At 71.8% G+C, this 23,261-nt stretch carries 19 protein-coding genes, 3 tRNA genes and 1 pseudogene; 5 read left to right on the forward strand and 18 right to left on the reverse strand.

The window, feature by feature from the left end; all coding sequences use genetic code 11:
- Position 1 precedes the first annotated feature (1 nt).
- Positions 2-2,020, forward strand: a complete 2,019-nt coding sequence (locus IEZ13_RS01830; RefSeq protein WP_183215975.1) for a bifunctional sugar phosphate isomerase/epimerase/4-hydroxyphenylpyruvate dioxygenase family protein — start codon at positions 2-4, stop codon at positions 2,018-2,020.
- A 443-nt stretch (positions 2,021-2,463) separates the two neighbouring features.
- On the opposite strand, the gene IEZ13_RS01835 is transcribed toward IEZ13_RS01830, so the two are convergent.
- From IEZ13_RS01835 to IEZ13_RS01855, 5 genes are read right to left on the reverse strand one after another with little or no spacing between them, the layout of a single operon-like run.
- Positions 2,464-3,537 (reverse strand): VWA domain-containing protein, encoded by a 1,074-nt coding sequence (locus IEZ13_RS01835; RefSeq protein ID WP_183215977.1) that lies wholly within the window; start codon positions 3,535-3,537, stop codon positions 2,464-2,466.
- Entirely contained in the window at positions 3,537-4,490 is a 954-nt protein-coding gene (locus IEZ13_RS01840; RefSeq protein WP_183215979.1) for a VWA domain-containing protein, read from the reverse strand. Before IEZ13_RS01840 ends, IEZ13_RS01835 begins: the two co-directional genes overlap by 1 nt.
- A complete protein-coding gene (locus tag IEZ13_RS01845) occupies positions 4,487-5,371 on the reverse strand; it encodes a DUF58 domain-containing protein (protein ID WP_183215981.1) in 885 nt (294 codons plus the stop codon). The genes IEZ13_RS01840 and IEZ13_RS01845 overlap by 4 nt, the downstream gene beginning before the upstream one ends.
- Positions 5,368-6,360 carry an AAA family ATPase gene (locus IEZ13_RS01850; protein ID WP_183215983.1) on the reverse strand — a complete coding sequence of 331 codons (993 nt, stop codon included), beginning with the start codon at positions 6,358-6,360 and terminating at the stop codon, positions 5,368-5,370. Before IEZ13_RS01850 ends, IEZ13_RS01845 begins: the two co-directional genes overlap by 4 nt.
- 30 nt (positions 6,361-6,390) lie before the next feature.
- Entirely contained in the window at positions 6,391-7,242 is an 852-nt protein-coding gene (locus IEZ13_RS01855) for a S1C family serine protease (protein ID WP_183215985.1), read from the reverse strand.
- Between the two features lie 181 nt (positions 7,243-7,423).
- On the opposite strand from IEZ13_RS01855, the gene IEZ13_RS01860 reads away from it, so the two are divergent.
- Positions 7,424-9,322 (forward strand): acyl-CoA dehydrogenase family protein, encoded by a 1,899-nt coding sequence (locus tag IEZ13_RS01860; protein WP_183215987.1) that lies wholly within the window; start codon positions 7,424-7,426, stop codon positions 9,320-9,322.
- A gap of 4 nt (positions 9,323-9,326) precedes the next feature.
- Here the strand turns inward: IEZ13_RS01860 and IEZ13_RS01865 are convergent, their stop codons facing one another.
- Positions 9,327-10,679: an FAD-dependent oxidoreductase gene (locus tag IEZ13_RS01865; protein WP_183215989.1), complete on the reverse strand. Its 1,353-nt coding sequence runs from the start codon at positions 10,677-10,679 to the stop codon at positions 9,327-9,329.
- Positions 10,680-10,995: 316 nt separating this feature from the next.
- Here IEZ13_RS01865 and IEZ13_RS01870 point away from each other — a divergent pair, with 316 nt between their 5' ends.
- Complete coding sequence (locus IEZ13_RS01870) at positions 10,996-11,508, forward strand: phospholipase (protein WP_183215992.1); 513 nt, start codon at positions 10,996-10,998, stop codon at positions 11,506-11,508.
- Positions 11,509-11,635: 127 nt separating this feature from the next.
- Here IEZ13_RS01870 and aqpZ read toward each other — a convergent pair whose 3' ends face one another.
- The 7 genes from aqpZ to IEZ13_RS01905 all read right to left on the reverse strand — a co-directional run bounded on the left by aqpZ (position 11,636) and on the right by IEZ13_RS01905 (position 14,392).
- Positions 11,636-12,400, reverse strand: a complete 765-nt coding sequence (gene aqpZ, locus IEZ13_RS01875; RefSeq protein WP_203833613.1) for an aquaporin Z — start codon at positions 12,398-12,400, stop codon at positions 11,636-11,638.
- Positions 12,401-12,510: 110 nt separating this feature from the next.
- Positions 12,511-12,984, reverse strand: a complete 474-nt coding sequence (locus IEZ13_RS01880) for a hypothetical protein (protein ID WP_183215994.1) — start codon at positions 12,982-12,984, stop codon at positions 12,511-12,513.
- 266 nt (positions 12,985-13,250) lie between these two features.
- Positions 13,251-13,481 (reverse strand): hypothetical protein, encoded by a 231-nt coding sequence (locus tag IEZ13_RS01885; protein WP_183215996.1) that lies wholly within the window; start codon positions 13,479-13,481, stop codon positions 13,251-13,253.
- 365 nt (positions 13,482-13,846) lie between these two features.
- A tRNA-Val gene (locus IEZ13_RS01890) sits at positions 13,847-13,918 on the reverse strand.
- 10 nt (positions 13,919-13,928) lie between these two features.
- Positions 13,929-13,999, reverse strand: a tRNA-Cys gene (locus IEZ13_RS01895).
- 39 nt (positions 14,000-14,038) lie between these two features.
- Positions 14,039-14,110: transfer RNA gene (locus IEZ13_RS01900), tRNA-Gly, on the reverse strand.
- Positions 14,111-14,203: 93 nt separating this feature from the next.
- Positions 14,204-14,392: a hypothetical protein gene (locus IEZ13_RS01905; RefSeq protein WP_183215998.1), complete on the reverse strand. Its 189-nt coding sequence runs from the start codon at positions 14,390-14,392 to the stop codon at positions 14,204-14,206.
- A 266-nt stretch (positions 14,393-14,658) separates the two neighbouring features.
- Here IEZ13_RS01905 and IEZ13_RS01910 point away from each other — a divergent pair, with 266 nt between their 5' ends.
- Positions 14,659-15,264, forward strand: a complete 606-nt coding sequence (locus IEZ13_RS01910) for a hypothetical protein (protein WP_183216000.1) — start codon at positions 14,659-14,661, stop codon at positions 15,262-15,264.
- Positions 15,265-15,304: 40 nt separating this feature from the next.
- Here the strand turns inward: IEZ13_RS01910 and IEZ13_RS01915 are convergent, their stop codons facing one another.
- Positions 15,305-15,727 (reverse strand): acyl-CoA thioesterase, encoded by a 423-nt coding sequence (locus IEZ13_RS01915; RefSeq protein WP_183216002.1) that lies wholly within the window; start codon positions 15,725-15,727, stop codon positions 15,305-15,307.
- Between the two features lie 396 nt (positions 15,728-16,123).
- On the opposite strand from IEZ13_RS01915, the pseudogene IEZ13_RS01920 reads away from it, so the two are divergent.
- Positions 16,124-18,736: pseudogene (locus IEZ13_RS01920) on the forward strand (ATP-binding protein); the annotation flags it as partial.
- Positions 18,737-18,837: 101 nt separating this feature from the next.
- Here IEZ13_RS01920 and IEZ13_RS46265 read toward each other — a convergent pair.
- The 4 genes from IEZ13_RS46265 to IEZ13_RS01935 form a co-directional block, all read right to left on the reverse strand.
- The gene (locus tag IEZ13_RS46265) at positions 18,838-19,929 is read right to left on the reverse strand and encodes a dipeptidase (RefSeq protein ID WP_229794407.1); all 1,092 of its coding nucleotides are present in this window, start codon (positions 19,927-19,929) and stop codon (positions 18,838-18,840) included.
- A 90-nt stretch (positions 19,930-20,019) separates the two neighbouring features.
- Positions 20,020-21,192 carry an oxygenase MpaB family protein gene (locus IEZ13_RS01925; protein ID WP_183216006.1) on the reverse strand — a complete coding sequence of 391 codons (1,173 nt, stop codon included), beginning with the start codon at positions 21,190-21,192 and terminating at the stop codon, positions 20,020-20,022.
- A 40-nt stretch (positions 21,193-21,232) separates the two neighbouring features.
- Entirely contained in the window at positions 21,233-22,423 is a 1,191-nt protein-coding gene (gene metK / locus IEZ13_RS01930) for a methionine adenosyltransferase (RefSeq protein WP_183216008.1), read from the reverse strand.
- The gene (locus IEZ13_RS01935; protein ID WP_183216010.1) at positions 22,420-23,259 is read right to left on the reverse strand and encodes an SAM-dependent methyltransferase; all 840 of its coding nucleotides are present in this window, start codon (positions 23,257-23,259) and stop codon (positions 22,420-22,422) included. Before IEZ13_RS01935 ends, metK begins: the two co-directional genes overlap by 4 nt.
- Between the last annotated feature and the right edge of the window lie 2 nt (positions 23,260-23,261).

The raw sequence follows: 23,261 nt of genomic DNA on the forward strand, positions 1-23,261 counted from the left end.
GATGCGCCGGTCGATCGCTACGGTTTGTGTATCCGGCACCCTCGACGACAAGCTGACGGCGGCGGCCGCGGCCGGTTTCGACGGCATCGAGCTGTTCGAGAACGACCTCGTGGTGTCCCCGTGGTCACCGGCGGAGATCCGGCGGCGCTGCGCCGACCTGGGCCTCACCATCGACCTGTACCAGCCGTTCCGCGACTTCGAGGCGGTGCCGGACGAGCTGCTCAAGGCCAATCTCTCGCGGGCCGAGCGCAAATTCGGGGTGATGGCCGAACTCGGGACCGACACCGTCCTGGTGTGCTCGTCGGTGTCCCCGGCCGCGGTCGACGACGACGACCTGGCGGCCGCGCACCTGTCACTGCTGGCCGACCGCGCGGCGGCACACGGGATGCGGATCGCCTACGAGGCACTGGCCTGGGGCCGTCACGTGTCCACGTGGGACCACTCGTGGCGGATCGTCCAGCGGGCCGGCCATCCCGCGCTCGGGCTCTGCCTCGACTCGTTCCACGTACTGTCCCGCGAGGTCCCCCCGGACGACATCGCCGGCATCACCCCCGGCAAGATCTTCTTCCTGCAACTGGCCGACGCCCCACACCTGCGGATGGACGTGCTCCAGTGGAGCCGCCACCACCGCCTCTTCCCCGGCCAGGGCGCCTTCGACCTGCCCCGCTTCCTCGGCCTGGTGCTGTCCGCCGGCTACGACGGACCACTGTCGCTGGAGGTCTTCAACGACATCTTCCGCCAGTCGGATCCGGCCCGCACCGCGGTCGACGCGATGCGCTCCCTCACCCTCCTCGAAGACCGCCTCGCCCCCCTCCCCGCCGTACCCCTCACCTCCCCCGCCCCCACATCCCCCGCACACCTCGCCTTACCGGCCCCCGCATCCGCCGCCCCGGCATCCACCCCACTCCGCGACTCCCCTGCATCCGCCGCACTCCGCGTCTCCCCCGCATCCGCCGCACTCCGCGTCTCCCCCGCATCCGCCGCACCCCGCGTCTCCCCCGCCGTTCCGCTCGCGGACCGGCCCGGCGTTCGGCGTCTTCCTCCCGCTCCGCGGCTGACCGGGCACGCTTTCACCGAGTTCGCCGTCGACGGGCACTCCGGGCCCGAGCTGCGGACCGCGCTGCGCGGTCTCGGCTTCGCGCACACCGGCCAGCACCGCACCAAACCGGTCGAACTCTGGGAGCAGGGCGCCTGCCGGATCGTCCTGAACAGCGCGGTCACCCACCCCGGCCCCGCCGCGATCAGCGCCTTCGCCGTCACGTCGGAGAATCCGCCACTCTCCCTGGCCCGGGCCGAGGCGCTGTCCGCCCCCGCCCACCCCAACGTGCGCGAGCCCGGCGAGGCCGAACTCGCCGCGATCACCGCCCCGGACGGCACCAGCGTCTTCGTCACCCACCCCGGCGACGACTGGCGCTCCGACTTCCTGCCCACCGGCACGGCATCCGGCCCCGGCGCCGGGCTGCTCACCGTCGACCATCTCGGCCTGACCCAGCCGTTCGACCACTTCGACGAGGCCGGGCTCTTCTACCACTCGGTGCTCGGCCTCGATCACCTTCCCACCGAGGAGTACGCGGCACCGTACGGCCTGATGCGCTCCCGCGCCGTAGCCGATCCACGAAGGACGGTCCGCGTCGCCCTGACCGTGGCCCTGCTCCGCCGCGGCGAATGGGCGCCCGCCGTCTCCGACCCGCAGCACGTGGCCTTCGCGACCGCCGACCTGATCGCCACCGCCCAGGCCCTGAGCCTGCCGCCCCTACCTGTCCCGGCCAACTACTACGCCGATCTGGCCGCCCGCTTCGGACTCACCGACGACTTCGTCGCCACCCTTCGCGAGCACGGCATCCTCTACGACCGCGACCCCTCCGGCGGCGAACTGCTCCACCTCTACACCCCGGTCTTCGGCGGCCGCGTCTTCTTCGAGATCACCGAACGCCGCGCCGGCTACGACCGCTTCGGCGAACCCAACGCCCCGGTACGCATGGCCGCCCAGCGCCACCGCCGCCTGACCACGACCAGCTAGCGAGCTTTCGGCACCCACCGCTGCCGTCGGTCGCGCCGGTCGGTGGTCGCGGCCGTGCTCGCCAGGCGCCCGACTGCCCACGCACGGCCGGTCGCGCCGGCCACGGTAGGCGGCACCCCACGCACGAAACGACGCACACGGCTGCGAGTCGGGCCAGTGCACACAGCCGGGCACGGCAAAGGCGGGTGGCCGCACACAAAAGTCCCTCCGCGTGCGGCCGTCAACGCCACAACCCGGGCAAGCGACCACAACAACACCACCGTGCGCACCCACCGGCCCCTCAAGGTGGGGGAGCCGGCCACCGGGTGCGGCCGTGGGGTGAGGGTGTGTGGGCAGGTCAGCCCGGCGCGGGCGGCACACGGGTGAGTGGGCAGGTGGTCGCCGGCAGGGCGGGACGGGGTGGATGCGGTTGGGGGGCGCTCCACCCCGTACCGGAAAAGGGTTTAAGGGCGACGCAGAGCCGGGCCGCGGTTCCACCAGAGGGAGAGGGTGACGCCTGCGGTGACCAGGAGGGCGCCCAGGAGGAGGAACCAGGCGCTGATCTCGACGTCCCGCTTGGTGAGGCCGAACTCGCGGGGCAGGTCGGCGAGGACGTCGGTGAGCTGTTCGGCGTCCTCGGCCTTGAAGTAGCGGCCACCGCTCAGGTCGGCCACCCGAGTCAGGGCTTCCTCGTCGATCTCGCGGTTGCCACCGCCCCGGCCGCCGCCGAAGCCGCCTCCGCCGAAGCTTCCGCCGGTGAAGGCGGAGTCGCCGCTGATCTGGTCGGGGGTGCAGACCATCTGCTGCGGGTCGGTGGTGCCGAAGCCGATCGTGTAGACGCGCAGCCGGCGGGCGGCGGCCTGCTGGGCGGCGGTGACCGGGTCGACGCCGGTGGTGTTGGAGCCGTCGGTGAGGACGACGATGGTGTCCGGCTGGTAGTCGATCGGTGTGCCGTCCGGGGTCTCGGGCAGTTCGACGCCGGTGCCGGCCACCTCGGGGTTGATCTCGGCGATCGCGTCGATCGAGGTGAGGATGGCCTGGCCGATGGCCGTGCCGCGGCCGGTCTTGAGGTTCTCGATGGCCTCCAGCAGCGGGGCCTTGTCGGCGGTCGGCGCGACCAGCAGGCCGGCGATGCCGGAGAAGGCGACCAGGCCGATCCGGGTGTCGCCCTCCTGGGCCTCGACGAACTCGCGGGCCGCGTCGACGGCGACGGCCAGCCGGTTCGGGGCGATGTCGGTGTTGCACATCGAGCCGGAGACGTCGATGGCGAGCAGGATGGTGGTGTCGTTGGACGGCACCGTGACCGACGCCTGCGGCCGGGCCACGCCGCCGGCCAGGGCGAACAGTCCGGCCAGGAACAGATAGACGGGGATCCGGCGGCGCCAGGCGGTGCGGCCGGGCAGGGCGGCGCGGATCAGCGCGATGCTGGAGACGGTGACCGCGGTCCGCTTGCGGCGCCGGTTCAGCCACCAGCGGGCGGTCAGCAGGAGCGGTACGGCCAGCACCGCCAGCAGCGCCCACGGCCAGCTCAGCGACATCAGATGATCCTTCCGTGCCAGCGGACGCCCAGCAGCCCGCCGAGGGTGAGGAGCAGCAGGGCCGCCGCGGCGAACGGCGCGGTCAGCTCGAGCGGCTCCTTCTCGGTGGTGAGCCGCAGGTCGATCGAGCCGGTGCTGGCGGCGAGCGCGCCCGCGTCGCCGGCCGCGTGGTAGGTGCCGCCGGTGACCTGGGCGACCGCGGTCAGGAGGGTCTCGTCGAGGGCGGTGGCCAGTTGGAAGCCGTCCACCTCGACGGTGCCGCCCTTGGCGGTGCCGACGCCGACGGTCTGGATCCGCACGCCGGCGGCCGCGGCGAGTTCGGCGGCGGCCTGCACGTCGGGACCGCCGGTCTCCTCGCCGTCGGAGAAGACCACGATGGTGGCCGACGGCCAGTAGCCGAGGTCGGGCGCGGCACCGTTCTGATCAGGCAGACTGACCGGCTTGCCGGTGATGGCGCCGAGCGCGACCAGGATGGCCTTGCCGAGGGAGGTGCCGCCGCTGGGCGAGACCCGTTCGATGGCGGCGACGGCGGCCGCGTGGTCGTCGGTGGGCGCCTGGGTGAGCAGGGCCTCGCTGCCGAAGACCAGTACGCCGACGTCGACGGTGTCCGGCTGGTCCTCGACGAAGCCTTTCGCGGCCTGCTGGGCGGCGGCCAGGCGGCTCGGGGCGACGTCGCCGGCCGACATGCTGTTGGAGATGTCGAAGGCGAGCAGGACGGTGCCGGCGACCCGGGGCACGGCGACCTCGGCCTGTGGGCGGGCCAGGCCGATCAGCATGACGGGGAGGGCGGCGAGGATCAGGGCGTAGGGCAGGTGCCGCCGCTTCGTCAGGGTGGTGAAGCCGGCCGCTTCCAGGGCCGCCGCACGCCTCTTGGCGAGCGCGACGTATCCGGCTACCGCCGCGACGCTCAGCAGGACGGCGACGGCGATGACGGCCGGGTAGAGGAAGGTCACCGGGGCCTCCGTCCGGAACGCCGGACCATGTCGACCAGGGTGGCGAGCATGTCCTGGTCGGTGGTGATCCGGTGGGGGTCGACGCCGGCCCGGCGCATGGCCTCGGCGACCTCCCGCTCGTGGGCGCCGACCTGTTCGGTGAGGCGGGCGCGCAGCAGCGGGTCGCTGGTGTCGACGAGCAGCTGTTCGCCGGTCTCGGCGTCCTCGACGAGGATCAGGCCGAGGTCGGGCAGCTCCAGCTCGGCGGGGTCGACGACGCGGATGACGACGACCTCGTGGCGGTGGGCGAGCCGGGCGAGCGGGCGGTCCCAGCCGGGGTCGCCGATGAAGTCGGACATCACGAAGACGAGGCTGCGCTTTTTCGAAGTCGTCGTGGCGGCCAGGTTGAGCATGGCCGCGAGGTCCGTCGTTTTATCCGACTTTTTCGCGACATCTCTGGTCAGGTCGCGCGCGATTCGCAAAATCTGGTCTCGCCCGGTCCGCGGCGGGATCACCCGTTGCGAAGCGTTGTCGAACAGGATCGCCCCGACCCGGTTGCCACCCTGGGAGATCAACCGCCCGATACTGATCGCAAGATCGGCCGCGGTCGACTCCTTACCGGCACCCCCACCGAAGCGCATCGACGCCGACCGGTCGATCACCAGCCAGGCCGTCATCTCACGGTCCTCGGTGTACAACCGCACGAACGGCTCGTCCACCCGCGCCGTCACGTTCCAGTCGATGTGCCGGACGTCGTCCTCGGAGGTGTAGGCCCGCAGGTCGGTGAAGTCGAGCCCGGCCCCGTGCCACACGGTCCGGTAGGAACCCTGCAGGCGCCCGTCGAGGCGGCGCCCGAGCTTCCACTCCAGGCGCCGCAGCAGCCGACCGGGGGCCGTCGTCATCGAGTCCGGCCCGCCGGCTCCGGGAACGTCATGTTCGCCAGGATCTTGGCGATGATCAGATCCGCGGTGACCTCGTCGGAGAGCGCCTCGTAGGAGAGCACGAGCCGGTGCCGCAGCACGTCCAGGGCCAGGTCGCTGAGGTCCTCGGGCACCACGTACTCGCGGCCGCGGATGTAGGCCAGCGCCCGGGAGGCCAGCACCAGGCTGATCGAGGACCGCGGGCTGGCGCCGAAGGTGACGTACCGGGCCAGGTCGGTGAGCCCCACCCGGGCCGGGTCACGGGTGGCGTGCGACAGGTTGACCGCGAACTCGATCAGCGACGGGTCGACGTAGACCCGGTCGACCTCCTCCTGGAGCCCGGTGAGGATCTCCGGGTCGATGATCGCCTGGATCGCGGCGGCCCGGGCCAGGGCCCGCTCGACCACCACGAACTCCTCGGTCACGCTCGGGTAGCCGACGACCACCTTCATCATGAACCGGTCGACCTGGGCCTCGGGCAGCGGATAGACGCCCTCGTTCTCGATCGGGTTCTGGGTGGCCATCACCAGGAACGGGCTGGGCAGCTTGTGGGTCTCCCGGCCGATGGTGACCTGCCGTTCCTGCATGGTCTCCAGCAGCGCGCTCTGCACCTTGGCGGGCGCCCGGTTGATCTCGTCGGCCAGCAGCAGGTTGGTGAAGACCGGACCGAGCTGGACCTGGAACTCGCCGGTCCGCTGGTTGTAGATCCGGGTGCCGATGATGTCGGCGGGCACCAGGTCGGGGGTGAACTGCACCCGGTGGAAGTCGCCGCCGATCGCCTCGGCCAGCGACTTCACGGCGAGCGTCTTGGCCAGGCCGGGCACGCCCTCGACCAGGATGTGCCCGCGGGCGAGCAGTGCCACGATCAGCCGTTCCAGCAGGTTGTCCTGGCCGACGATGGTCTTCTTGACCTCGTACAGCACCTTCTCGATCGGGCCGGCGGAGGCGGGCGGGGCGTCGGTCCAGCTCATTCGTCCATCCTTGATCTTGAAAAGCGAGGGTCAGAGGGGAGGCGACTGTCCGTCGCCCTCGCCGGTGCCGCCGAGAGCCGCCCCGATCGGCACCGCGAACCCGATGCCGATGAAGGTGCCGGCGCCGCTCGGGTTGGCCAGCGCGATCACGATCCCGATCACCTGCCCGCGGTCGTTGATCAACGGTCCGCCCGAGTTGCCGGGGTTGACCGCCGCGTCGAACTGGATGAGGCCCTCGATGCCCTGCCCTCCATCGTCGCCGTTCAGCTTCCGGTTCAGCCCGGAGACGACGCCGCTGGTGGTGCTGAAGACCAGCCCCAGCGGGTTGCCGATCGCCACCACGTCGTCGCCGACCGCGGCGCCGCCGCCGAGCACCGCCGGGACCAGCGTCTCCGGCAGCTTCTCCGGGGTGAGCATGGCGATGTCCCGTGACGGGTCCTCGCTCCGCAACTTGGCCGCGGCCCGGGTGCCGTCGGCGTAGGTGAGCTCGATCGTCTCGGCGCCGTCGACCACGTGCAGGGCGGTCAGGACGGTGCCGTCGGCGTTGGCGATCACGCCGGTGCCGCTGCCCGCCTCGGCATGGGCCCGCGAGTCGTGCCCGGTGGTCTCGATGACCACCACCGACGGGGTGAGTGCCTGGTAGATCTGCGCCACGGTGAGGGGCGCGTCCGAGGCGGACGGCGCGGCCGACGGGGCGGTCCCGGCAGGCGTGCCGTCATCACCCCCATCGCGTACGGCCACGAGCACCGTGATCGCCACGGCCCACACCACGATCGCCCCGATGAGCACCCGGCGACGCAGATCAGCGGTGTTCCATCGGCTCTTCCGCTCCTCCGGAGGGGGTTCCGGTGTCTCGGCTCCCTCCGCGCGGAGCACCGTCATCACGGCACGACCGCCACGCTCAGCATTATTTGACCCTAGAAGCCATTCCTAAGAATTTGCCAAGAGAGTGCTCATGGTTTCCGGTACGCGACATCACCCATAAGCTGACGAAGCGGACGTTGCCGGGAGTTCCCTATCAGGGTGACCCGCGAGTAACGTGTTCCGCCGAGGGGGGAATGCCATGAGCACGACTCAGCGCAAAACCACCGACGTCTCCGAGAAGCAGGCCCGCCAGACCGCGGAGGCCGCCCGCGAGTCCGAGTGGGCCCGCCCCAGCTTCGGTAAGGAGCTGTTCCTCGGCCGGTTTCGGCTCGACCTGATCGACCCACCGCCGGCAGCGCCGCCCCGGCCCGACTTCCTGGACCGGCTGGAGGAGTTCCTGCGGTCCGGAGTGGACGGCGCCCGGATCGAGCGGGAGGCGCGGATCCCCGACGAGGTCTTCCAGGGCCTCGCCCGGCTGGGCGCCTTCGGCATGAAGATCGACGAGGAGTTCGGCGGCCTCGGCCTGTCCAACCTGCACTACTGCAAGGCGCTGACCATGACCGGCTCGGTGAGTGCCTCGGTGGCCGCGCTGCTCTCCGCGCACCAGTCGATCGGTGTGCCGCAGCCGCTCAAGCTGTTCGGCACCGAGGCGCAGAAGCGGGCGTTCCTGCCCCGGCTGGCGGCCGGCGAGGTGTCCGCGTTCCTGCTCACCGAACCGGACGTCGGCTCCGACCCGGCCCGGCTGGGCACGGTGGCCGAGCCGGTGGAGGGCGGCTTCCGGCTCAACGGGGTGAAGCTGTGGGCCACCAACGGCACGGTCGCCACCCTGCTCGTGGTGATGGCCCGGGTCCCGGAGAAGGGGATCACCGCGTTCGTGGTGGAGGGCGACGCGCCGGGCATCACGGTCGAGCGGCGCAACGCGTTCCTCGGGCTGCGCGGCCTGGAGAACAGCGTGACCCGTTTCCACGACGTGTTCGTGCCGGCGGAGAACGTGATCGGCGGCCTCGGCAAGGGTCTGCGGATCGCGCTGACCACGCTGAACACCGGCCGGCTGTCGCTGCCGGCGATGTGCGTCGGCGCCGGCAAGCGGGCGCTGGCGATCGCCCGGGAGTGGTCGGCCGACCGCGTCCAGTGGGGCCGCCCGGTCGGTGACCACGAGGCGGTGGCCAAGAAGATCGCCTTCATCGCCGCCACGACGTACGCCATGGAGTCCATGCTCGACCTCTGCTGCCGGATCGCCGACGACCATCGCAACGACATCCGGATCGAAGCCGCCCTGGTCAAGCTGTTCGCCAGCGAGATGGCGTGGCTGGTGGCCGACGAGCTGATCCAGATCCGCGGCGGCCGCGGTTACGAGACGGCCGAGTCGCTGGACGCCCGCGGCGAGCGGGCCGCCGAGGCCGAGCAGATCCTCCGCGACCTGCGGATCAACCGGATCTTCGAGGGCTCGACCGAGATCATGCATCTGCTCATCGCCCGGGAGGCGGTCGACGCACACCTGTCGGTGGCCGGCGACATCATCGACCCGGACGCCGATCTCGCCCGCAAGGCCCGCGCCGGGGCGCGAGCCGGGGCGTTCTACGCACGCTGGCTGCCCACGCTCACGGTCGGTTCGGGGCAAAACCCTTCGGCGTACGGGGAATTCGGTCCCCTGGCGCACCATCTGCGGTGGGTGGAACGCACCTCGCGGCGGCTGGCCCGGTCGACCTTCTACGCGATGTCCCGCTGGCAGGGCCGGATGGAGCGCAAACAGGCGTTCCTGGGCCGGATCGTGGACATCGGCGCCGAACTGTTCGCGATGGCCGCGGTGGTCTCCCGGGCACACGCCGAGCGCGACGACCGTCCCGCCGGCCGGGAGCTGGCCGACCTGTTCTGCCGACAGTCGCGGCTGCGGGCCGAGGCGCACCTGGCCGCCCTGTGGGACAACACCGACGCCCTCGACGCGAAGGCCGCCGAGCGGGTGCTCGGCGGCCGGTACGCGTTCCTGGAGGAGGGGGTGATCCACCCGCCGGCGGACAAGCCCTGGGTGGCGGCGTGGGAACCCGGCGCCAGCACCGCCGAGGACGTCCGCCGCCGGATCCCGCCCCCGTCCGGCTAGCGGCTCAGCCGCGCGAGATGGCGGTCATCTCGTCGCGGTCGACGACCTTGATCCGCTTGCGGCCGTGCGGCTCGCCGAGCGCGATCTCGTGGGCGTCCAGGAGCTGCCAGCCGGCCCAGGTGGTGATCGGCAGGCCGCGCTGCTCCAGGTAGGTGACCGGGGCGTCCGGGTCGCCCTCCGGGGCGAGCGGCAGCCGGCCCTGCTCCTGGTCCTCCAGGAGGCTGGCGACCGTCTCGCCGGAGCAGCCCTTGGTGTGGCCGATCAGGCCGACCGGCCCGCGCTTGATCCAGCCGGCCACGTAGGTGCCGGGGACGTGCTCGCCGTCGAGGTCGATGACCCGGCCGGCGGCGTGCGGGATGGTGCCGGTGCGGGTGTCGAACGGCAGGTCCGGCAGCGCGGTGCTGAGGTAGCCGACCGCACGGTAGACGGCCTGCACGTCCCAGTCGGTGAACTCGCCGGTGCCGCGCACCCAGCCGTCGCCGGTCAGCTCCTGGGTCTCGGTACGCAGGCCGACGACCCTGCCGTCCTCACCGAGCACCTCGACCGGGGCCTGGAGGAAGTACAGGTGCAGGCGGCGCGGACGGTCCCGCGGGTCGCGGACGGCCCAGTTCTGGAGGATGTCCACGCACATCTTGATGTGCCGGGTCTGGCGCATCGCCTCGAGGCTGGCCTCGTCGAACTCGATGCCCTCGGGGTGGACGATCACCTCGACGTTCGGCGAGTGGTCCAGCTCGCGCAGTTCCTGCGGGGTGAACTTGACCTGGCCCGGGCCACGGCGGGAGAACAGGTGCACGTCGGTGACCGGGCTGGACTTGAGCGCCTGGTAGACGTTGTCCGGGATCTCGGTGACCAGCAGCTCGTCGGCGGTCTTGGCGAGGATCCGGGCGACGTCGATGGCCACGTTGCCGGCGCCGATGACGGCGACCTCACGGGCCTCCAGCGGCCAGTCGCGCGGCACGTCCGGGTGCCCGTTGAACCAGGAGGCGAAGTCCGCGCCACCGAAGCTGCCCTGCAGGTCGATGCCCGGGATGTCGAGGGACCGGTCCTTCTCCGCGCCGGTGGAGATGACCGTGGCGTCGTAGAAGCGGTTCAGCTCCTCCGGCTTCACGTCGACGCCGTACGAGACGTTGCCGATGAACCGGATCCGGGGGTTGTCCAGGACCCGGAAGAGCGCGTTGACGATCTCCTTGATCCGTGGGTGGTCCGGGGCCACGCCGTACCGGATGAGACCGTAGGGGGTCGGCAGCTTGTCGAAGATGTCGACGGTGACCGTCTCCGATGCCTTGATCAGATGGTCGGCGGCGTAGATACCGGCCGGGCCGGCTCCGATGACGGCAACTCGCAGGGGGCGGTTCATGGTCGCTTCCTAACTCGCGCTTCGATTCCGTCAGCCAAGATCGACGGCAGGCCAGAGCGACTTTAAAACCTCAACCTAGGTTGAGATCAATGCCGCCTCCCTCGACAAACCGGGCAAAGCGGACTTAGGGTACCCTCATGCAGGGCTCTGACCTGGCAAAACATCCACTTCTGTGTAACGGGTCTCCCTGTTCACCCGTTAGACGCCCCCCTGAGCCCCCGGTCATCGGCTTCTGGGGTTCCCGGCAGGCGCCGTATCGAGCCTTACTGATCTGGCGTTACCGATCGGTAGCCCTGCCCACCCGAAGGAGCATTCGATGACCCGCGTACACCCCCTCCGCGCGCTGCTCGCCACCGTCGCCTCCGTGACCGTCCTGCTCGGCGTGACGACCCCGGCGTACGCCGTCACCCCCGCCGAGAAGCTCCAGGTCCTCGCCTCCTTCACGCAGAACAGCGCGGACTCCTACAACAGCTGGAACGCCGCCCGGCAGAACCAGGCCGCCTGGGCCGCCTACGGGTTCGACTGGGAGACCAACTACTGCACGGCCAGCCCCGACAAGCCGCTCGGCTTCGACTTCACCCTCGCCTGCCAGCGGCACGACTTCGGGTACGGCAACTACGAGGCGGTGGGCGCCTTCTCCGCCAACAAGTCCCGCCTCGACGACGCCTTCTACGCCGATCTCAAGCGCAAGTGCGGCACCTACTCCGCCGCCGTCCGCCCCGCCTGCAACAGCCTGGCCTGGACCTACTACGAGGCCGTGGTCATCTTCGGCTCGACCGCCGCGGTCGAGTCCGCCGACATCGAGGCCGCCGAGGCCCTGCTCGGCTGAACCGGGCGCCCGTGGTGACCGCATACGGAAGGCGCCGCGTGCGCGGCCACCACGGCTACTTGCCACGTAGGCGACCACGACACCGCCACCGTGGGCACCCACCCGCCCTCGCGGAACCGCCCGCCGGTCAGGCTCGCGTGGCGCTTTCGAGGGAGGCGGACGGCTCGTTCTGCCCGAGCAGCAGCCCGTAGGCGGCCCCCGCGATGAGGCCGCCGGCGAGGGGCGCGACGATGAACAGCCACAGTTGGCCGAGGGCGTCACCGCCCGCGAACAGCGCCGGGCCGATCGATCGTGCCGGGTTCACGGAGGTGTTCGTCACCGGGATGCTGACCAGGTGGATCAGCGTGAGGCCGAGACCGATCGCGATCGGCGCGAAGCCGCGCGGCGCCCGGGTGTCCGTCGCGCCCAGGATGACGAACAGGAACACGGCGGTCAGCAGGACCTCCGTGATCAGTGCGGCGAGCAGCGAGTAGCCACCGGGTGAGCGGTCGCCGTACCCGTTTGTCGCGAAGCCCGATTCGACGGCGTCGAAACCCGGCTTGCCGGACGCGATGACGAACAGCACACCGGCGCCGGCGATCGCCGCGACGACCTGGGTCACGATGTAGGCCGGTGTGTCGCGCCAGCGAAACTGGCCGGCCGCGGCCAGACCGACGGTCACCGCCGGGTTGAAATGACCGCCCGAGATGTGCCCGACGGCGTACGCCATCGTCATCACGGACAATCCGAACGCCAGCGCCACTCCGAGAAAGCCGATACCGAGCTGCACGTCGGCGGGGCTGAGGAACGCGGCGGCGAGAACAGCCGAGCCACAGCCGGCGAAGACCAGCCAGAAGGTGCCGAGGAATTCAGCGGCGATTCGTTTGCGCATCGCCGGCGCGGGCGTGGACATGCCGTCAGGCTCCCACGACACGGCGGTGCGTGACGCGTTTTCGCTGCTGGTCACCCCTCGGGCGGCCCTCTTCTCAAAATGTCGTCATGCGCTGTCGGTCACCGGGTTCGTCAGCTGACCTTCGCCCACCACTCGTACAGGTAGCTGTTGCAGCTGGAATCACAGCCGCTGCCGCTGGGCGCCCACAGATGGAAGTGCACGGCAGCGCTGTTCCGGTGCGTCCTGTTCCAGCTGATCCGGTGAACCTGGCGGTCGCAGACGACCTGATGAACGACCCGGTCATGTTCCGAGCCGCTCCAGCGCGCGACGAGGTTGATCGTCCAGCCGTTGGCGTCTTCGCGGCCGCACTTGTACTCGTAAGTGTGGTTGGTGCCGGTCCAACTGCAGGTCCGGAACGAGTAGTCGTTGGCGTCGACCGTGAAATCGCTCGTGGCGTGCACCGGGCTGAAGCTCCAGGTCTTGCCCATCGGGATGACGACCCTGTCGTCACCAGGCGTGCAGAGCTGCAACGTCGAGTGGTAGACAGAGGCGGATGCTGGCGAAGAAGTCAAGACCAGGCCGGCCGCAGTGGTGACCAGGACCATGATCGCGCTGGTGAGCCAACGGGATGCAGACCAACGAAATTGCTTGCGCACCGATTCCCCCGGGTGAATTGTCCTACTGAGGCCCCAGATCATCACAGCCGACAATGATCATTGTCAATTCAATTCCGGGGTGACGGATCGCTACAGGGCTGGCCGTGGGTGGGCGCAGGGTCGGGTTGAAGCGCAGCTCAAGGCCCAATCGTGGCGGTATCAGCGGTTCGCCGCCGCACGGAAACGAGAACCCCACCCATCCTCGAGCGCGACGCTCAGGATTCGCCGCGGGCATTCCTTCCCGCGATGAAGACGGCCCAGGCGGCCACAGCCAGGCCCGACCCCAGGGACAAACCTAGCCCGGCACCGAGAATGGCGTTGTCGAAAAAACCCCCGACGACGACGTCGAAGAGAAGGCCGAAGGCAGCGCCGAACGCGATCCAGACCCCGAGATTTGCCCAGATCCCGAGACCTGCGGCGCCCGAGGGCTTGCTGTTGTTCGTCATCGCATCTCTCCCAGGACGGGTGGAAAGGCTGACAATCTGGCGGCCCACCACGACGGATGCGCAACCGTCTTCCTCCGAAAGCTATCACCTGACATCAATCGGCTCGTCCTCGTCGAGGAGCCGGTCAACGCGCCGGCGCCCCCGCAGGGAGGCACGCCGCTCAGGCGCCCGGATCTGTCGCGAGTCCGGCGCGCCGGACTCGAATGACAGTTACGTTCCGTTGCTGCGGCTTGGCCTGGTCGAGCAGCGTTTCAGGCTCGTCGACCGAACCGTCGTGGCCCTACGCACAACCGCAGCTCAAAAGCCATCGATACAGATCGAGCCGGATGCCCAAAACGGGCATCCGGCTCGATAACGACTACTCGTGGGCGATACTGGGATCGAACCAGTGACCTCTTCCGTGTCAAGGAAGCGCGCTCCCGCTGCGCCAATCGCCCTGGTGATGCGAGGTGGAGACGGGATTTGAACCCGTGTACACGGCTTTGCAGGCCGTTGCCTCGCCTCTCGGCCACTCCACCGTGGCGGCCGATGCACATGATCAGCAACAGCCTTCTCCGAGCGGAAGACGGGATTCGAACCCGCGACCCTCACCTTGGCAAGGTGATGCGCTACCACTGCGCCACTTCCGCGTGCCGCGCCGGTTTCCCTGGCGACGGATGAACCTTAGCCGAGCCACCGGGGAGATGCCAAAGCGGCCCCCGGTTTTCTCCGCGTGGCGCTGGTCATCGGTTCTCGCCGAGCAGCCGGCGGACCTCGGCGACCAGCTCCGCCTGGAACGCCGCGACGCTGCCGTCGACGACGCCGATCCGGTAGTCGTCGCCGGTCTCCGGATGGTCGGCGCGCTGCCGGTCGCGCAGTCCGGCGGAGCCGTCCGCGTGACCGGCGGCGTACGCCTCGAATGCTTCTTCCATGGGGGCCTCCTCGAACACGCGCGACAATCTCGCACGCCCGGGTTCGCCGCAATACCGGTCACCCGTCGGAGCGGGCCGGACCGATCGGCAGTGGCACCTCCGCCGGATGCCGGTGAACGGACGGCCGTCCCGGAGAGCCCTCGAGTCGTCCGAAGGGTCCACGACGGTCACGTAGCGGTCTGACAGTCATCCCTCAATCGCGGCACAGACTCCGCACAAGCAGGCTCCGCACGATGGTCTTCGGGACCAGCCAAGGAGCCACGAAGATGACATCGAAAGACCAGATCAACCCGGATGCCGAGCCGGCCACCGAGGCCGTCGATCCGTGGGCCCCGGACGCCGTGCGACAGACCACCCCGGACGAGCCGCCCACCGCGGTGGACGTCAAGCCGGTCGAGACCCAGCCGGTCGAGACCGAACCGGCCGCGGTCCAGCCGGTCGAGCATGTGGCGCCGTCGGCCGGTGATCCGGGTGGCACCGCACCGACCGGCCCGTTCCCGCCCGGCCCGCCGGTTCCGCCGGCAGCCGCGCCGGCGGCCAAGGGCCGGTTCGGCCGGAGCCCGAAGCTGGTGCTGATCGCCGCCGTGCTGATCACCGCGATCGCCAGCTCCGGGGTCACGGCCGGGGTGATGACGGCGATCGACAGGGACACCGCTCCGGCCACCACCACCCGGCAGGACGGCACCGGGCAGCGCGGGCCCGGCATGCGCGGCGGGGGCGGGATGCGGGGTGGCGGCGGATTCCCGGGCGGCGCCCCGCAAGGCTCCGGCAACACGGGCGGCCAGCAAGGCTCCAGCGACACGGGCGGCCAGCAAGGCTCCGGCGACACCGGCAGCGGACAGCAGGGCACTCAGCAGGGATCCGGGACCTGATCCGACGGCGCGGCGGCGGTGGGCGACCGCCGCCGCCGTGTCAGACGCCGAGCCAGGATGGGTCGGTGGCCAGCTCCCGCAGCCGCCCGGCCGGGTCGGTGACTAGTCGCCGGGTCGTCCGGTCCATCAGCCCGGCGACCCCGGTCACCCGGGCCACCGGCACCCCGTCGGCCCGGGTGTAGTCCTGCTCGACCTGGAACGTCTTGCCGTCGCCCCAGACGAATCGGCAGGTCACGTCCACCTCGTCGCCGGCCCGCAGCTCTTTCAGGTAGCGGATCGTGGTCTCCAGCACCACCGGCCCGACACCGGCGCGGACCAGCACGTCGGGGCCGACCCCGGCGGCGAGGAAGCACTGCCAGCGGGCGTGCTCGCCGTACTGGAGATAGACCGCCTGGTTGACGTGGCCCTGTAGGTCCAGCTCGTAACCACGGACCGCGATGCGTACCTGGAAGAGGTCAGCCATCACCCGATCCTGGCACACCCCGGTGGCGCGGGATCAAGAACGACATAGACGCTGACGATTCCCCGTCCTAGGCTTGGCCGGCGCGAGGTCCGTGTCCGAGGGGGTGTGGTGCGGTTCCGGCTGCTGGGTCCGGTGGATGCATCCGAGGGGGCACGCATCGTCGCGCTCGGCGCGCTCAAACAACGGCACCTGCTGGCCGCGCTGCTGTTCGACGGCGGGCACCCGGTCACCTTCGAGACGCTGATCGACCGGCTCTGGGGTGACGGGCCGCCGGCCGACGCCCGTGGCGCGCTCTACGGCTATGTGGCCCGGCTGCGCCGGGTGGTCAAGGACAGCACCGGTGTCACCCTGGTCCGCTGGTCCGGCGGCTACACGTTGCAGGTCCCGGACGGCGCGGTGGACCTGTTCCGGTTCCGTGAGCTGCTCGAGTCGGCCCGGTCCGCCCGGCCCGGCGACCGGCTCGCCGCGCTGGACGAGGCGCTCGGGCTGTGGCGTGGCGAGGCGCTGGCCGGGCTGCCCGGCGAGTGGGCCCGGCTGACCCGGGAGAGCCTGGAGCAGCAGCGGCTCGCGGCGCTGGCCGACTGGGCGGCGGCCGCGGTCGAGGGGGGCCGGCCCGTCGAGGCGGTCGACCGGCTGGCCGCGGCGCTGACCCGGGATCCACTGTGTGAGCCGCTGATCGCGGCCATGATGCGTGCGTTGCACGCCTCCGGGCGTACCGTCGAGGCTCTTGATCTTTTTGCCCGGTCGCGCAACCGGATCGTCGATGAGCTGGGGGCGGAACCCGGGCGGCTGCTGCGCGAAGCGCACACCGCCATCCTGCGCTCACCCGCCGCGTCCGTGCCGGAGCGTGCCGGGCCCGCGCTTCCGAAGGCGGCCGGGAAGCCGTTCCTGCTCCCTCCGGACCTGCCCGACTACACCGGTTTCACCGAGCGGGTGGCCGAGACCGTGGCGGCGTTGCGGGCGCCCCGGGCCAGCCCGGTGGTGGTGGTCTCCGGGCCTGGCGGCGCCGGGAAGACGGCGTTCGCGGTGCATGTGGCGCACGCCGTCCGGGACCACTACCCGGACGGGTTGCTCTTCCTGGACGTCGGCGGCGCCGACCCGCTGGAGCCGGCCGAGGCGCTGAGCCGGCTGCTGCGCATGCTCGGCGTCACCGACGCGGACGCGCAGGGCAACCCGGACCTCCGCGAGCGTGAGGCGCGCTACCGGGCCGAGCTGGCCGGCCGCCGGGTGCTGGTGGTCGTCGACGACGCGGTCCGGGCCCGGCAGGTTCATCCGTTCCTACCTGGGGACGCCGGGTCGGCGCTGCTGGTGACCAGCCGGTTCCGGCTCGCCACGGTGCCCGCCACCGGCCGGGTCGAGCTGGGCATGATGTCGCTGGGCGAGGCGTGGGCGCTGCTCACCCGGGTGATCGGCGCGGCCCGGACGGACGCCGATCCGGAGCAGACCGCCCGCCTCATCGGGTTGTGCGCGCGGCTGCCGCTGGCCGTTCGGGTGGCCGGCGCCCGGCTGGTGGCCCGGCCGCACTGGGCGGTCGCCCAGCTCGCCGACCGGCTCGACGACGAGCGCCGCCGGCTGGACGAGCTGGCCGTCGACGACATGGAGGTGCGGGCCGGGCTGGCCGTCGGCTACCGCGGGCTGAGCCCGCGGGCCCAGGTCGCCTTCCGTGCGCTGGGCAACCTGGACCCGCCGTCGCTGACCGCGCTCACCGTGGCGGCGCTGCTCGGCACCGGTCTGGACGAGGCCGGCGACCTGGTCGAGGAGATCACCGACGCGCGGCTGCTGGACGTCATCGGCACGGACGGGTCGTGCATCCGCTACCGCATGCACGACCTGGTCCGCCTGTACGCCGGTGAGCTGAGCCGGGCCGAACCGGAGGCCGCCCGGGCGACCGTGACCGGGGCGCTGGCCGCGCTGCTGCGCCTGGTGGAGCGCCTGGCCGAGCAGCTTCCGGTGGCCACCCCGCGGCTCTACCACCCGGCGGGCCTGCCGGAGCCGCCCGCGCACTGGGCCACCACCATCGACCGGGTCGACCTGAACTGCTGGTTCGCCCACGAGGAGCCGGCCCTGATCGCCGCGGTGGAGCGGGCCGCCGCGCTGGACCTGGTCGAGCCGGCGTGCGGGCTGGCCGACGCGCTGGTGTTCGCGTCGTTCGCGGCCCGGAACAACTTCGACGGCTGGGAGCGCACGCACACCGCCGTCAGCGTGGCCGCCCGCCGGGCCGGGAACCGTCTCGCCGAGGCCGCCATGGAGTGCGGCATCGGCCAGCTGCGCTATGCCCAGGACCGGTTCCCGGAGTCGCGGGAGCACTTCTCCCGGGCGGCCGGGCTGTTCGAGGCGGCCGGGCACGACCACGGCCAGGCGGTGGCGCTGAACGGCCTCGGCACCGTGGGCCGGGAGCTGGGCGAGCACACCGTCGCGCTGCCGCAGATCAACCGGGCCCGGGAGATGCTGGACCGGCTGGGTGACGACGCCGGGGTGGCGCACGCCCACTACAGCCTCGGTTTCGCGCACCGGGAGCTGGGCCACGACGCGGTAGCGCTGGGCCACTTCGCGTCCGCACTGGAGCGGTACCGGCGGATCGGCCACCGGCGCGGCGAGCTGATCTCGATCCGCGGCATCGGCCTGGTGCACCGGGCCCGCGGCGAGCTGGCCGAGGCCGCCGAGCACTGTGCCTCGGCGCACGCCATCGCCACCGGGATCGGCGATCCGCACCTGGCCGCCTACACGGCGCAGGCGCTGGCCAAGGTGTGGATCCGGCAGGGCGATCCGGAGCGGGGCCGCGATCCGCTGCGGACCGCGCTGGCCACCACCACCGGGCGGCGCGACGGGTACGGGACGGCGCTGGTCACCCGTACCCTCGGTGAGCTGCATCTGGCGGCCGGCCGTCCGGCCGAGGCGATCAGGCTGCTGGAGTCGGCCGCCGAGCAGTGGCGGGCCATCGGGATGGAGCTGGGGCGGGCGCGGACGCTGCGGGATCTGGGCGCGGCACGCCGCGCGGCCGGCGATCACGATGCCGCGCACCGGGACTGGGCGGCGGCCGGGGAGGTCTTTCAGGAGCTGGGCGTCCGGGAACGCACCGAGCTGACCGGGTGGCGTGCCCGGTTCGGCTGTCACTGCCCGCCGGAGACCGTCTCGGCGGCCCGCAGCACCCGCAGCACGTTGCCGCCGGCCAGCGCCGCCAGGTCCGCGTCGGACCAGCGGCGGGCCGCCAGTTCCCCGAACAACCGGGGATAGCCGGACACGTCGTCGAGCCCGGCCGGCATGTCGCCGCAGCCGTCGAAGTCGCCGCCGATGCCGACGTGCTCGATCCCGGCCACCGCACGGACGTGCTCGACGTGGTCGGCCACCTGCTCCACCGTCACCGGTGGAGGCGGGCCGTCCGGCTGCCGCTCCCAGGCCCACCGGTCGGCGGTCAGGAACGCCGGGACGAAGGTCACCATGCACACGCCGCCGTTGCCGGGCAGCCGGGTCAGCACGTCGTCGGGCACGTTGCGGGGGTGGCCGCAGAGCGCCCGCGCCGACGAGTGGCTGAAGATCACCGGCGCGGTGCTGACGTCCAGGGCGTCGTGCATCGTGGTGTCGGCGACGTGCGACAGATCGACCAGCATGCCGATCCGGTTCATCTCGGCGATCACCGCACGGCCGAAGTCGTTCAGGCCACCGAGCCGGGGTACGTCGGTGGCGCTGTCCGCCCAGGCGACGTTCTGGTTGTGGGTCAGGGTCAGATACCGTACGCCCAACTGGGCCAGCATGCGCAGGACGGCGAGCGAGTCGCAGATGCTGTGGCCGCCCTCGGCCCCGATGAGCCCGGCGATGCGCCCGGCCCGGAAGGCCGCCTCCACCTGGTCCGCGGTCCGCGCCGGCGCCAGCCGGCCGGAGTGCAGCCGGGTCATCTCGTGGACGAGGTCGATCTGCTGGAGGGTGCGCACCACGGCGGCGGCCGGTGGCAGGTCGCCGGGCACGTAGACGGACCAGAACTGGGCGCCGACCCGTCCCGCGGTGAGCCGCGGCAGATCGGTGCGGGTCCGTGGATGCGGTTGGTCCAGGGCGAACTTCTCCAGCTCGGCCGGGGAGACCGGGCCTCCGGCCAGGGTGCGCAGCGCGTCGGGCAGATCGTTGTGCCCGTCGATCAGCGGGTACGCGCTGAGCAGGCGGGCGATTCGGTCGCCCCCGTCACGAGCAGACTCGTCGATCGGCCACACCCGCGGTCACACCCCATCCGAAGCCGTGTCTCGTCCCGGCGACGTCCTCAGGCTGTCACGGGCGTCTGCCGGTTTTCTGGCACGTTTCTGTCAGCCCGGCGGGAGGCCGGGCGGGAGGGTGGCGCCCCAGCGGCGGAACTGGGCCCGTGCCTGCCGCTCGGACCGGGCCAGCAGCCGGGCGCGGCCTCCGGGCAGCCGGCCGAGGCCTTGGCTGACCAGCAGGTTCGCGCCTATCCGGGCGAGGCCGTACCACGGCGGGCGGTAGGGCAGGCCGAGGTCGCGCAGGGCGGCCCGGCCGAGCAGCCAGCAGCTCACCGACAGGGCCCGCTCCCGCTCGTAGCGGCGCCGCCAGCCGGTCGTCACGTCGTCGGTCATGTCGATGAGCGCGCGGGCCAGGGCGACGCTGTTGCCGTCCGGCGGCGGATCGTGGGACAGGAAGTGGTAGAGCAGCCGCCGGCCGCGCCGCTCGGTGTGTGGCAGCCAGTCCTCGTCGACACCCATCAGCCAGCCGATGTAGCTCCACAGGTGCATCACCGCGTGGGCGTCGGGGCGGGACACCCGGACTCCCAGGAGCCGCAGGTGCAGCAGGAAGCTGGTGCTGAAGACGCCGAGCGTGCTGGCCTGGTCGTACTGGTTGACGGGCACGCCGCGCAGCTCCCAGTCCCAGGCCGGATCGGCCTCCAGGCGGGCGTTGACCAGCGCGTGCATGACCCGGACGTGCAGGCTGATCCGGTAGCCCTCGGCGCCCGGGTCGAGGCCGCCCGGTGCGGTGACCGCGCGCCACCAGATCGAGGTCTCCTGGATCCGGCGCAGCGTCTCGCCGCCGGCCAGCCGCCCGGTCCGCACCAGCGGCTCCAGCGCGGCCGCGGTGCGGTAGCCGCCGAGCAGCGACCCGTACGCCAGGACCAGGCCGGCGTCCATGCCGAACGTCCGGCAGGCTTCGGCGCCGTGGGCCAGCAACGTGTCGTCCACCCAGGACGGCCGCCGCCCGACCGCGTCGTAGAAGGCCCGCAGCGGCTCCGGCACGTCGCCGTCCGGGCCGGCGGCGAGCGCCCGGTGCAGCTCGTTCGGCCGCACCGCCCGGACCAGCTCGGCGGCGAGCTCGTCGCGGCGGATCAGGCCGGCGCCGAGCGCGGCCAGTTCCTCCCCGGTGGGGTTCGCTCCCGGGCCGGTGACCAGCCGCAGCGGGCGGGCGGCCCGCTCGGACCACTCCCGGTCGGCGCCGAACCGGGTGGGCACCCGCAGTTCCGCGTGCGTCGTCATGAACCGACGATAAGTGAATCCGGATTCGCACGCTACCGGCTCAGGCCGCGGCCGCCTTCAGATCCGCGGCCCGGTCGGTGCGCTCCCAGGTGAACTCGGGCAGCTCCCGCCCGAAGTGGCCGTAGGCGGCGGTGCCGACGTAGATCGGGCGGCGCAGGCCGAGATCCCGGCAGATCGCGGCCGGGCGCAGGTCGAACACCTCACCGACGGCCTTCTCGATCCGTTCCGGCGGCACGTTCTCGGTGCCGAACGTCTCCACCGACAGGCTCACCGGGCGGGCGGCGCCGATCGCGTACGCCACCTGCACCTCGCAGCTGGCCGCCAGCCCGGCGGCCACCACGTTCTTGGCGACCCAGCGCATCGCGTACGCCGCGGACCGGTCCACCTTGGACGGGTCCTTGCCGGAGAACGCGCCGCCGCCGTGCCGGGCCCAGCCGCCGTACGTGTCCACGATGATCTTGCGGCCGGTGAGTCCGGCGTCACCCATCGGGCCGCCGACCTCGAAGCGCCCGGTCGGGTTGACCAGCAGCCGGTAGCCGTCGACGTCCAGGCCGAGGCCCTCCAGTTCCGGCTCGATCACGTGCTCACGCACGTCCGGGGTGAGCAGCCCGTCCAGCGAGACGCCGGACGCGTGCTGGCTGGACACCACGACGGTGTGCAGCCGCACCGGGCGCCGGCCGGCGTACTCGACGGTGATCTGGGTCTTGCCGTCCGGCCGCAGGTAGGCCATCGTCCCGTCGCGGCGGACCTGGCCGAGGCGGCGGGCCAGCCGGTGCGCCAGGGCGATCGGCAGCGGCATCAGCTCCGGGGTCTGGTCGCAGGCGAAGCCGAACATCAGGCCCTGGTCGCCAGCGCCCTGTGCGTCCAGCGGATCGTCCCCGTCCCCGGTACGCCGTTCCAGCGCCCGGTCGACGCCCCGGGCGATGTCCGGCGACTGGGTGCCGATCGCGACGTTCACCCCGCAGGTGGCGCCGTCGAAACCCTTGTACGAGGAGTCGTACCCGATGTCCAGCAGGGTCGAGCGGACCACCGCCGGGATGTCGACCCAGGCCTGGGTGGTCACCTCGCCGGCCACGTGGACCTGCCCGGTGGTGATCAGCGTCTCGACCGCGACGCGGGACGCCGGGTCACCGGCCAGCATGCAGTCCAGTACGGCGTCGCTGATCTGGTCGGCGATCTTGTCGGGGTGTCCCTCGGTGACCGACTCGGAGGTGAACAGATGTGTTCTCACCGGTCCGCGCCCTCCTGGACGGCGTCCACCAGCCACAGCCGGGCGTCGCCCATCACCGTGACGTCGGCGATCGGCGGGATGTCCCGGCCGTTGCGCTTGGCGATCTCCGCCTGCCCGGTGATCCGGCCGCGCCAGCCGTGCCCGGCCAGCCAGGCGACCGGATCCTCCACGGAGGACTGCCAGGAGGCGGCGGTGGCGGCGAGCCGGTTGTGCGCAGGCTTCATCCGCGGATGCTCGCTGTACGCCTGGTTCACGTGCTCGATCGCCAGCCTGCTGCCGGTGCCGCTGAGGGCGCCGATCCGGGCCAGCAGGCGGTCGTTGTCCGCCGCGGTGAGGTAGACCATCAGGCCCTCGACCAGCCAGGCGGTGGGCAGTTCCGGGTCGAAGCCGGCGTCCCGCAGCGCGCCCGGCCACTCCTCGCGCAGGTCGGCCGGCACCGGCACCCGCTCGCAGGACGGCACCGCGCCCCGCCTGGCCAGCACCTCGTTCTTGAAGCTGAGCAGGTCCGGCAGGTCGACCTCGAAGACCCGGGTGCCGTCCGGCCACAGCATCCGGTACGCCCGGCTGTCCAGCCCCGCGGCGAGCAGCACCACCTGCCGGATGCCGTCGTCGAGCGCCGTGGTCAGGTAGTCGTCGAAATACCGGGTACGCAGCACGAAGTGGTCCTCGACGAGCATCCCGGCCCGGCTCAGGTTGCCGATCCAGCCGGCCGCGGCGGCGAGCGGTCCGGCGTACTGGTCGATGAACATCCGGTCCCTGCGGCGGCCCTCGCGTGCCCGGGCCTGCGCGATCAGAACGGCGGTCCGGCTGACTCCGGTGGGGGTGGGCGGGTGCATGG

Source organism: Actinoplanes campanulatus, assembly GCF_014647795.1.
GTDB classification, from domain to species: domain Bacteria; phylum Actinomycetota; class Actinomycetes; order Mycobacteriales; family Micromonosporaceae; genus Actinoplanes; species Actinoplanes campanulatus.